Origin of the sequence: Undibacterium sp. GrIS 1.2 (assembly GCF_040544435.1) — a bacterium.
Lineage (GTDB): Bacteria > Pseudomonadota > Gammaproteobacteria > Burkholderiales > Burkholderiaceae_D > Undibacterium.
Genome location: NZ_JBEONP010000050.1, coordinates 24,655 through 33,161 on the forward strand (window position 1 = coordinate 24,655; position 8,507 = coordinate 33,161).

The 8,507-nt window shown below is 49.6% G+C and carries 8 protein-coding genes; 5 read left to right on the forward strand and 3 right to left on the reverse strand.

From position 1 onward, the window contains the following. Nucleotides 1-78: 78 nt before the first annotated feature. From cysT to AAKU61_RS18055, 4 genes are all read left to right on the forward strand, one after another. Entirely contained in the window at nt 79-948 is an 870-nt protein-coding gene (gene cysT / locus AAKU61_RS18040; RefSeq protein WP_322120489.1) for a sulfate ABC transporter permease subunit CysT, read from the forward strand. Further along, complete coding sequence (gene cysW / locus AAKU61_RS18045; RefSeq protein ID WP_354334505.1) at nt 948-1,868, forward strand: sulfate ABC transporter permease subunit CysW; 921 nt, start codon at nt 948-950, stop codon at nt 1,866-1,868. Before cysT ends, cysW begins: the two co-directional genes overlap by 1 nt. Before the next feature lie 39 nt (nt 1,869-1,907). Beyond that, a complete protein-coding gene (locus AAKU61_RS18050) occupies nt 1,908-2,984 on the forward strand; it encodes a sulfate/molybdate ABC transporter ATP-binding protein (protein ID WP_354334507.1) in 1,077 nt (358 codons plus the stop codon). A gap of 134 nt (nt 2,985-3,118) precedes the next feature. Continuing rightward, a complete protein-coding gene (locus AAKU61_RS18055) occupies nt 3,119-4,102 on the forward strand; it encodes a CysB family HTH-type transcriptional regulator (RefSeq protein WP_354334509.1) in 984 nt (327 codons plus the stop codon). A gap of 30 nt (nt 4,103-4,132) precedes the next feature. On the opposite strand, the gene AAKU61_RS18060 is transcribed toward AAKU61_RS18055, so the two are convergent. From AAKU61_RS18060 to AAKU61_RS18070, 3 genes are read right to left on the reverse strand one after another with little or no spacing between them, the layout of a single operon-like run. Further along, on the reverse strand, nt 4,133-4,882 hold the full coding sequence (locus AAKU61_RS18060) for an ABC transporter ATP-binding protein (RefSeq protein WP_354334511.1): 750 nt from the start codon (nt 4,880-4,882) through the stop codon (nt 4,133-4,135). 1 nt (nt 4,883) lies between these two features. Further along, nucleotides 4,884-6,125, reverse strand: a complete 1,242-nt coding sequence (locus tag AAKU61_RS18065; RefSeq protein WP_354334513.1) for an ABC transporter permease — start codon at nt 6,123-6,125, stop codon at nt 4,884-4,886. A gap of 10 nt (nt 6,126-6,135) precedes the next feature. After that, on the reverse strand, nt 6,136-7,467 hold the full coding sequence (locus AAKU61_RS18070; protein ID WP_354334515.1) for an efflux RND transporter periplasmic adaptor subunit: 1,332 nt from the start codon (nt 7,465-7,467) through the stop codon (nt 6,136-6,138). Nucleotides 7,468-8,036: 569 nt separating this feature from the next. Between AAKU61_RS18070 and AAKU61_RS18075 the strand changes: the two genes are divergently transcribed. After that, nucleotides 8,037-8,447, forward strand: a complete 411-nt coding sequence (locus AAKU61_RS18075; protein ID WP_354334517.1) for a Cache 3/Cache 2 fusion domain-containing protein — start codon at nt 8,037-8,039, stop codon at nt 8,445-8,447. Nucleotides 8,448-8,507 lie beyond the last annotated feature (60 nt).

An 8,507-nucleotide genomic window follows, 5' to 3' on the forward strand; every position in this document is an offset into this window, starting at 1 on the left:
AAAATTCGAAAAAAATCGTTTTCTATATAACGAGCGAGTGCCATTATTGCCCCTCAACGGCTAAATAAGTAATAACGAATGGCATTCTCACTCACTCCTAAGCTGCAAAAACAGCGCAATGCACCCAGCAGAGTTATCCCGGGTTTTCATCTGACCTTGGGATTTACTCTGCTGTACCTCAGCCTGATTGTGCTGATCCCGCTGTCGGCGATTTTCTTAAAAACCTTTACCATGACCTGGGAGGCGTTTTGGAATACCGTCACATCGGAGCGGGTGCTGGCGTCTTATCGCCTGACATTTGGTGCCTCGTTTTTAGCCGCGCTGATCAATGTGGTGTTTGGCGGGATCGTAGCCTGGGTGTTGGTACGGTATAAATTTCCGGGCAAACGTCTGATTGATGCGCTGGTAGATTTGCCGTTTGCGCTGCCGACTGCGGTTGCGGGGATCACCTTGGCAACGCTGTATGCGCCGAATGGCTGGTTGGGAAAATATCTGGAGCCGCTGGGTATCAAAGTCGCGTTTACGCCGCTGGGTGTATTAGTGGCGCTGACGTTTATCGGTTTGCCTTTTGTGGTACGCACCGTACAACCGGTGTTGGAAGAAGCCGAAAAAGAATTAGAAGAAGCCGCCATCAGTCTGGGTGCCAGCCATTGGCAAACCTTTGTCAAAGTGATTTTGCCAACCATCTTGCCGGCTCTGCTAACAGGCTTTGCGCTGGCCTTTGCGCGGGCTACGGGTGAATACGGATCAGTGATTTTTATCGCAGGCAATATGCCTATGGTGTCCGAAATCACCCCGCTGTTTATGATCACAAAATTAGAGCAATACGATTACGCCGGTGCGACCGCGATTGCCGTCGTCATGCTGATGCTGTCCTTTAGCTTGCTGTTGACGATCAATTTATTACAATCCTGGAGCCGCAACCGTAACAAAAGTGAGCCTGCATAATGACCAGTACCCCAATTGCGTTTCCCCCGCCAGTTCAGACACCAATTCAGACTTCAGCACCACGTCGCACCGAGCCGGCAATTAGTTTGTCTGCCACGCTAGAACCTTTATGGGTCCGTGCGCTGTTAATCATCACGGCGCTGACTTTTTTAACTGTGTTCTTGTTCATTCCGCTGGCAGCCGTATTTTTTGAAGCGTTTAAAAAAGGATGGGAAGTTTACCTTAAGGCCATCGTCGAACCGGATGCTTTGTCCGCCATCAAACTGACGTTGATTACCGCCGCCATTGCAGTACCGCTGAATCTAGTTTTTGGTGTCGCCGCCGCCTGGACGATTGCTAAATTTGAGTTCCGTGGTAAACAGTTTTTGCTGACCTTGATTGACTTACCGTTCTCGGTATCGCCTGTGATTTCTGGTTTGATTTATGTCTTGTTGTTTGGTGCGCAAGGTTGGCTTGGTCCGTGGTTGCGGGAACATGACATCAAGATTTTATTCGCGGTGCCTGGCATCGTACTGGCGACTATTTTTGTGACCTTCCCTTTCATTGCGCGTGAGTTGATTCCCTTGATGGAAGCACAAGGTAGCGAGGAAGAAGAAGCTGCCTTGGTACTCGGTGCCTCTGGCTGGAAAACCTTCTGGCATGTGACCTTACCGAATATTAAGTGGGGCTTGTTATACGGCGTGATCTTATGTAACGCCCGCGCCATGGGTGAGTTTGGCGCGGTGTCGGTGGTGTCCGGGCATATCCGTGGCGAGACTAATACCATGCCTTTGCAAGTCGAAATTCTCTATAACGAATATAACTTTACTGCGGCTTTTGCGGTGGCATCACTGCTGACTTTGCTGGCATTGCTGACGCTGGCGCTGAAGTCGATTGTTGAATGGCGCACGCGAGAAAATCAGGCGCTTCCGCAAGAGTAAATTAAGAAAATTTTAAGAGTAAGAATTCAGGAGTAAGTCATGAGTATCGCAGTACAACATTTACAAAAAAAATTCGGCAGCTTTACCGCGCTTAATGACGTATCGCTCGAATTTCCTAGCGGTGAATTAACCGCGCTCTTAGGTCCGTCTGGCTGCGGAAAAACTACGCTGTTACGCATCATCGCCGGGCTGGAACATGCCGATGCAGGACAAGTATTGTTAGATGGTCAGGACGCATCGGCGCAGCATGTGCGTGAACGCCAGGTGGGTTTTGTGTTCCAGCACTATGCGCTGTTTAAGCACATGACGATTTTTGAAAATATTGCATTTGGCTTGCGAGTAAAACCACGAGCCTTGCGCCCCTCGGACGCTGTGATTAAAGAGAAAGTCCATAAATTACTCGACCTGGTCCAGCTCGATTGGCTGGCAGATCGCTATCCACCGCAGCTATCTGGCGGGCAGCGACAACGGATTGCGCTGGCGCGTGCGTTGGCGGTAGAACCACGCGTCTTGCTGCTGGATGAACCGTTTGGCGCGCTAGATGCCAAGGTGCGTAAAGAGCTGCGTCGCTGGTTAAGGCGCTTGCATGATGATCTGCATGTGACCAGTATTTTTGTCACGCATGATCAGGAAGAAGCCTTGGAAGTCGCCGACAAAATCGTCGTGATGAATCAAGGCAAGGTCGAACAAATCGGTGCGCCGGCAGCGGTCTACCAAAATCCGGCGTCGCCTTTTGTGTACGGCTTTTTGGGGAACGTTAACTTGTTCCGTGGTCGTATCCATGAAGGCACGTTGGATGCTGGTGGTGTTGCTTTTGATGCACCAGATCATGCGACGACCCGTGACGCGACAGGTATTGGTTATGTCCGTCCGCATGAGCTGGAAATTGATCGCTATTCACCCGGTGCGGATGGTCTGGTGGTGCAATTACGCCGCGTACACAGCATAGGACCGTTGGCGCAACTGGAGCTAGAGCGTGACGACAATGGCGATTTGCTAGAGGCCATGATCTCTAGCGAGCGCTATAACCAGCTCAAACTCAAAGTCGGTGAAATCCTGGTAGTCAAACCCAGACGATTGGCTGTCTTTGTCGATCAGACGTCGGGAGACTCCTAAAAATCCCATTCTAGGGCGCATCGCGGCGTTGTATCTCCTCGCAATACCGACGTATTGCTACGGGATAGATCTTGCTCTGTATCCCGATAATGAAATTTTTAGAAGCTCCTACAAATTTTATAGTAAGAAAAATCATGAACTTCCAACAATTACGCTCTATCCGCGAAGCTGCTCGTTGCGGCTATAACCTGACTGAAGTGGCGAATGTTTTATTCACCTCACAGCCAGGCGTCAGTCGTCAAATCCGTGAGCTGGAAGAAGAACTCGGCGTTGATATCTTCGAGCGTAACGGCAAACGCCTGACCGGATTGACTGAGCCAGGCAAAGGCATTTTGCACATCATCGAACGTCTGTTGCTAGAGGCAGAAAATCTGAAGCAAGCCGGTGATGATTATTCTGATCAGACCAAAGGCACGCTAACGATTGCGACCACGCATACGCAAGCGCGCTATGTGCTGCCGAAAGTAGTACAAGGATTTAGAAATAGTTTTCCCGATGTGCGCATCGCACTCCAGCAAAGCTCGCCAGAACATATCGCCGAATGGGTTTTATCAGGTAAGGCCGATGTGGGGATTGCGACTGAAGGTCTGTCACAATTTAAAGATTTAGTCTCTTTCCCTTGCTATCAATGGAATCACGTAATCGTCGTGCCAGACGGCCATCCGCTGCTGCGCAAAACTCAGTTCAATCAGACGCCCATCACGCTGGAAGATTTGTCGAATTACCCTTTGATCACTTACGACGTCGGCTTTACCGGCCGCGGCCATATTGATCAGGCATTTAAACAAGCTGGTTTGCGCACAGACATCGTGCTGACGGCGATGGATTCGGACGTGATTCAGCAATACGTAGCGCTGGGATTGGGCGTAGGTCTGGTGGCAGAAATGGCGGTAGAAAGTGGCAACGATACCAATGGCGCCGTCAATCCGGCAAATCAGCGTTACAGCGCCTTAAAAGCGCTGCCTGCCAGCCATTTGTTTGCCCCCAACGTAACGCGCCTGGCAGTACGCCGTGGTGCTTATCTGCGCAGCTATATTCTGGATTTTATTTTGCAATTTGCACCAGAGTTAAAACGCGAAGACATCCAGCTCGCAATCGCACCGGAACAAGAATCCTGAGCGCTGCCTGGTCTCTGATAAGGATAGTCGCTAACCAGTAACCAGGCCGTCAATTACCTGTATTGTTTTGTCACAGCGGCTAGCCAGGTCAGGATTGTGGGTCACAAATAAAATTGTCGTTTTTTGTTCGTGATTAAAACGCCGCAATAAGTTAAAAACTTCATCAGCGCTTTTGGTATCAAGATTACCCGTCGGCTCATCGGCTAGCAGCAAAGCCGGATTCATCGCGAGCGCACGTGCTAATGCGACGCGTTGCTGCTGTCCTCCGCTTAGATTGCCCGCCAGATTATTTTGCCAGTTTGTCAGACCCACATCGCCGAGTAAAGCTGCTGCGCGCTCCTGCATTTGCTTGTTCGGAAATTCCTCGGCACCTAGCATCGGCATCATGACATTTTCGAGTGCAGTGAATGCGGTAATCAGATGATGGTATTGAAAGACAAAACCAATATTGTGACCTCGCAAACGAGTCACCGCTTTGTCATCAAGTGCAGTCGTCTCTTCGCCACAGATCGCAATTGTTCCCGCTGACGGACGATTCAGTAGCCCGACGATATTGAGCAAGGTACTTTTGCCAGAACCGGAGGGTCCCATTACAGCACAAAATTCACCTTGATGTAAGGTGAGATCAATACCATGCAGTACTTCTGTCGCAATCGGGGTTCCTATATTGAATGTCTTTCGGACGCCACGTAGTTGTACAACGATGTCGCCAACTGGCAATTTTTCCGGGGAAGCAGACAACTCCGGTAGGGGATTAGTCACATTGGATGGAGAGGTCATATCAGCCACCGATCGCCACTACCGGGTCAAGACGAGCCGCTCTTAAAGCCGGGGCAAAAGCGGCGAGCAGTCCGGTCATCGTTGCCAGTAATAATGCGGTAATGAATAAAGCCGGATCAAACTGTAGGGGGAATAAGGCCGTGCCGTCAGCATTTCGCGCGTACCGCTGCCACAACACCAAGGCCATAGCACCAATAGCACAGCCTGCGACCGCACCGCCGAGACCAAGTACGCCGCCTTGCAATAAAAACACTCTGAGTATTTGTCCTTGAGAAATCCCCATGGCGCGCAGTATTCCGATCTCTCGTGACTTTTGAACCACCACGACAACCAGCACACTCGCAATCCCGAACGCGACCGACAAACCAACAAAAAACCGTATTGCCGTGTTGGCAGTAGTTTGCGCACTGACGGCGGCAAAAAATTGGGCACTGGTTTTAATCCAGCTGTCTGCCTCTACACCGGTCGCGGCAGTAATCTGTTGCGCAATCACTTCCGCAGCATAAACATCCCGCACAGTGACTTCAAGACTGGATACGCCGCCTGGCAAACCTAACAGGCTTTGCGCGGTATGCAATGCGATAAACGTATTGCGCTGATTTGCGCCTTTATTCCCCAAATCAAAAATCCCAGCAATTGTGAGCGTGCTGGTCGCACCACTCGCTGTCGAAATCAATAATTTATCCCCCACGTCGACGCCCAAGTCGCTGGCTAATTCTGTCCCGATCAGTATCTCTGCCCCTGAAATACTCGATTTTCCTCGTACTATTTTGTCATTGATATCCACTATCCGATAATACAAGTCAGGCTCGATCCCGCTGACCGTAATCGCATGACTGACGCTACCACGCACAACGAGGGCCGATCCGCCAGCTACCGGCGATACCACGAGGACATCGGGCATGGCACGTATCTGTGTTGCCACGGCTTGCCATTGATCAATCGACTTTATTCTTTGCAAGGGTGGTTGAATAATCGCGCCTTCGACTTCGGCATTCGCTGAAATTACAATTGGTCGTAACGGACGGGTGACTTCCTGCGGAGGCAATAGTTGAATATGGGCTTGTGCTGATAAAACACGCTTGATAAAGTTAGACTGCAAGCCACTGAGCAAAGCGGACATAAACACAATTACGCCAACCCCGATCGCGACGCCCGCAATAATAAATACGGTCTGTAGCCGCCCCTCCCGCAAGAAGCGAATAGCAACAATCCATTCAAACGGAAGCCAGGCTGTTAACATTACTCACCCCTCATTGTGCTACTGGCTTATTGGCGGAATTGGCGGGCAGACTCGCAGCTGAATTCGAAGCCGGGCTGCTCATCACAGTACCAAGCAGATTGGTTTCCACTTTAGCCTTTGACGTGTCGGATGCAATGACCCGTACCCGCGCGCCTGACTTGATCGTGCCCGGTGATGCAAGAACGAGGTCGCCCTCATCCACACCGCTGAGTACTTCAACCAATCCCCCGCTACGAAGACCGGTACTGACCGCGCGTCGTATGGCATGGTACTGCTCTACTCTCAACACGGATGGAGGATCTTTATCACTTTCTGTTAAAGCGCTGACAGGAACTAACAACACGTGAGGCCGGCGTGCGACTTCAATATCAACCGAGACCGTCATATCTTGTCTTAATACCTGAGGCGGATTCGATACATCGAGTTTGACTTCAACCGCTCCGGTCTGAACATTGATACTGGGATTGATATAGACCAATGCTGCCGGAAAAAGCAACTTAGGGTATGCATCTGCAGAAGCAATCGCTGTTTGATTCAAGACTAACAAGCGAAGATTTTTCTCATCAATTTGTACAACCAATTGTGCACGTCCATCCGGAGATAAGGTCATTAACACTTTACCGGCCTGCACTACATCACCCACCTCAACCGCACGACTGATTAATATCCCACCCACAGGAGTAATGATTCTTGCGTATTTGACGCGCGCGCTCGCTGCATCTGCGTTGGCATTGGCACCGATCAGATTCGCTTCTGCCAAGGCAAAATCACTACCCGATGGACGTGTCGTTTCTAACTGCTTTTGCATCGTCCGTTGCTGCGCATCGGCAAGTTCAGCCGCCTTACGCACATCGTCCAGAGCAGCGGCTCCAATGAAGCCCTGCTGGAATAAATCCTGATTACGCTTCAATGTGGCTTTTGAATTATCCAGACTGACTTGTGCCTGACGCAATGCCTGCTCGGCAACTGGCGCCTGCACCTCACGCAACTGACGGACACGGGTCTGCGCTTGTACTGAAGCAGATCGCGCCTGACGCTCATTTGCAAGCAACTCTGCCGTATCAAGCTCAATTAAGACATCGCCCGCTTTTACCGTTTGCCCTTCGATCACAGGCACCCTGACGACGGTGCCTGTGATTTGTGCTCCGATATCGACCCGGTGCGGTGTCTCGACATGGCCACTGGCAACCACTGACTGAACAAAATCTCGCCGTACAACGCTGACTACGAAGACTTGTGGTCCACGCCACCAGATCGTCAAAAAGGCGAAAAACAAGCTGGCGACAATCAAGCCAGCCACTATTTTCCACTTGTACTTTAGGAAGACTGACTTGTCCAACATGACGATGCCTATTCGATCAGTTATTTGTCTTTGTGACACGCTGGTGCACTGGAACGATTGTGTGACTGCGATATCGGTTCATATCGTTTGAAGAGCTCATGCTATATCGCCAAAACGCTATTTCTTTGTGCATTAACGCGCTTAGTGTGGAGATTTAATCACGATCGTGAAGCTGACAAGCGCTCGGCATCTCGATTGAGAAAGTCATCTCGTCGTTAGCAACAATGCACGCAGCGTCAAACTAACTGATACGGAATCAGCGATGGCAGCAGATGCGGTCACGGTAACTTGTAAGACATCCGAAGTATGCATAAGTAACAACCCGCACTCGTTGATACATATCAAACGAATGGGTTTTTTATTGTTAACTATTTTTAGTGTTTGAATAACACCGTAGACATAAAATATTGCAATTACATTCTGTTACATAGTTGTATTTTCAGGTAAATCATGACAGAGTTATAAAAATCTTAATGTTGCTAATGTTGATGTATACGTTGTCCAAACCAATTTCGTAGTAAAGCCTAGCCAGACTCCTCCAGCCCAGTTTAAAGCGAAAGAACTTAATCATGAAAAAATTTATTTCATTACGAAAACAGGTAGGTCAGGCGGCAACAAAACTGCGACAAATTTTCCATAGCAATATTACGATCGATGCCGGTCGTTCAGTTGACGTGATGGGCAAATTGACGCCCGTATTAAAAAGCGGTTCGACCGACTTAAATCTAAACTTTGGATTATTGGACAAATTTACCGCTGAAACCGGTGTGGCGGCTACTGTGTTCGTTAAAAGTGGCGACGACCTGATCAGGATTACTAGCTCGATCAAAAAGCCCAATGGCGAGCGGCCTTTGGGCACGATCTTGGACCGCGCCCATCCCGGTTATGCATTGGTCATGTCGGGTAAATCTTACGTTGGTTACGCCTCATTATTTGGTAAGCCTTATGAGGTTCTTGCAAAACGAAACACCGGAGAGTAATTTTATTGCGAGAAGCGCAAAATAGATGAGAAAGGAGCGGCCATTTCTGGCAAGATGAAA

Bases quoted from the DNA above. Each gene is read 5' to 3' on its own strand.
- AAKU61_RS18050 (WP_354334507.1), top strand. From the start codon at position 1,908: ATGAGTATCGCAGTACAACATTTACAAAAAAAATTCGGCAGCTTTACC.
- AAKU61_RS18055 (WP_354334509.1), top strand. From the start codon at position 3,119: ATGAACTTCCAACAATTACGCTCTATCCGCGAAGCTGCTCGTTGCGGC.
- AAKU61_RS18060 (WP_354334511.1), bottom strand. From the start codon at position 4,882: ATGACCTCTCCATCCAATGTGACTAATCCCCTACCGGAGTTGTCTGCT.
- AAKU61_RS18065 (WP_354334513.1), bottom strand. From the start codon at position 6,125: ATGTTAACAGCCTGGCTTCCGTTTGAATGGATTGTTGCTATTCGCTTC.
- AAKU61_RS18075 (WP_354334517.1), top strand. From the start codon at position 8,037: ATGAAAAAATTTATTTCATTACGAAAACAGGTAGGTCAGGCGGCAACA.
- cysW (WP_354334505.1), top strand. From the start codon at position 948: ATGACCAGTACCCCAATTGCGTTTCCCCCGCCAGTTCAGACACCAATT.
- cysT (WP_322120489.1), top strand. From the start codon at position 79: ATGGCATTCTCACTCACTCCTAAGCTGCAAAAACAGCGCAATGCACCC.
- AAKU61_RS18070 (WP_354334515.1), bottom strand. From the start codon at position 7,467: ATGTTGGACAAGTCAGTCTTCCTAAAGTACAAGTGGAAAATAGTGGCT.